The following is a 1,916-nucleotide window of genomic DNA, read 5'->3' on the forward strand; positions in this document are numbered from 1 at the left end:
TTGGTGCTGGACGCCGACTCCTCAGCCCAGGTGCTGGTGCGGGTGTCCGGCGCGGGTACGGACGGGCGACGTGAGGTGCACGTCTACGCCCGACCGGCAGGAGCAGGGACGGGGACGGCAACCGGAACGGGAGCAGGAACGGGTGCAGGGGAGGGGTGGCGGCGTCACGCCAGCGCGGTGATAACCGAGAGCGCGGTGAACGCCGCGAGCGCGATGCACGCCGAAGGCGCGGTGAACGCCGAGAGCGCCGAGAGCGTGAACGGGGCTGGCGCGGAGGCTGGATTCGAGCTGGGTGTGTGGCCGCCGGTGGGGGCGCGGGCGGTGGAAGTGGAGGGCTTCTACCAGAAGCTGGCGGAAACGGGATACGGGTACGGGCCGGCTTTCCAAGGAGTGAAACGGGCCTGGGTGCGCGGGGGAGAGGTGTTCGCCGAGGTCGAGCTGGGTGAGCGCGAGTGTGTGGATGCCGCCCGGTTCGAGGTTCACCCGGCGTTGCTGGACGCGGCCCTGCACGCGATCGGGCTGGCGGAGCAGAGCTCTGGCGGGGACGCTGCGGGCGAAGAGAAGATCACGGTGCCGTTCTCCTGGAAGGACGTGAGGTTGTACGCGGCTGCGGCCCGGCAGCTTCGGGTGCGTCTGCGGCTTGCCGAGGACGGCGCGATAACCGTGGAGGCGGCGGACGCAGCGGGAAAGCCCGTGGTCTCGATCGGTTCGCTGGTTCTACGGGAGCTGGGGGAGGGGCAGCTGGTCCACGCGTCCGGTTCGTCGTCGTCTTTGCTGCGGATGGACTGGGTGCCGTGGTCAGGGAGCCGGGCGGATTCGGCGCCGGGGGAGGTGATCGTGGTCGGTCCGTCCTCCGGTGATGTGGTGGCGGGGGTGCGGGCGGCTGGTGGCGCTGTCGTGGGCCACTACTCCGACCTGTCGGCGTTGGACGCAGGTCTGGCTGCCGAGGAGCCGATAACTGGGACGGTGATCCTGCACCTGGACATGGGAGCGCCCACCCACGACGAGCATGGTGAGCTGCTGTCGCGGTTGCGTGTGGAGCTGGACCGGGCGGTGGAGGTGTTGAAGGGCTGGCTGGCCAGTGAGCGGTCGGCCGAGACCCGGCTGGTGCTGCTCACCACCGGCGTGGTCACGGTGGGACACAACGCCGATCCCGGCACCACCGATCCTGACCGTGAGCTGGTAGGGGCGGCGGTGCTGGGGTTGGCGCGGTCGGCGCAGGCCGAGCACCCCGGCCGGTTCCTGCTGGTCGACGTGGACGGACAACCCGCTTCCTGGCAGGCGCTGGCCAACGTGCTGGGCACCGGCAGCATGCCGGGTGGTGTGGGAGATGAGCCGCAGATCCTGGTCCGGCAGGGCCGGGTCCTGGTCCCCCGGCTGACCCCCGCACGGGCCGGGGAGGACCTTGCGGTACCGGACGGAGACGGGGCGTGGCGGCTGGACTGCCCCACGCCCGGCTCGGTCGAAGGACTGGTCCTGGTGCCGGACCCGCGCGCGGACCGGGACCTGGACACCGGGCAGGTACGGGTGCAGGTCCGCGCCGCAGGGCTGAACTTCCGCGATGTGCTCAACGTCCTGGGCATGTATCCCGGTGAGGCCGGTCCGCTCGGTGTCGAGTTCGCCGGTGTGGTGAGCGAGGTCGGCCCGGGAGTGGAGCAGCTCGTCGTCGGCGACCGGGTGATGGGGCTGGGCGAGGGAACGTTCGGCCCTCATGTCGTAACCGATCAGCGATTGATGGTGAAGATCCCTGAAGGGTGGAGCTTCGCCGACGCGGCCGCAGTTCCGGGAGCTTTCGCCACCGCCTGGTACGGGCTGGTGGACCTGGCCGGCCTGTCCCGAGGTGAGCGGGTCCTCATCCACGCCGGAGCCGGCGGGGTCGGCATGGCCGCCATCCAGATCGCCCGCCACCTGGGAGC

1 protein-coding gene is annotated in these 1,916 nt (G+C 71.0%); it reads left to right on the top strand.

What is annotated here, in order from left to right; translation table 11 throughout:
- Positions 1-30: 30 nt before the first annotated feature.
- Positions 31-1,916, top strand: a 1,886-nt coding sequence (locus tag ACIA8R_RS52945) for a polyketide synthase dehydratase domain-containing protein (RefSeq protein ID WP_397045846.1), incomplete at its 3' end; no start/stop codon positions are given.

Origin of the sequence: Nonomuraea sp. NPDC051191 (genome assembly GCF_044455665.1) — a bacterium.
Lineage (GTDB): Bacteria > Actinomycetota > Actinomycetes > Streptosporangiales > Streptosporangiaceae > Nonomuraea.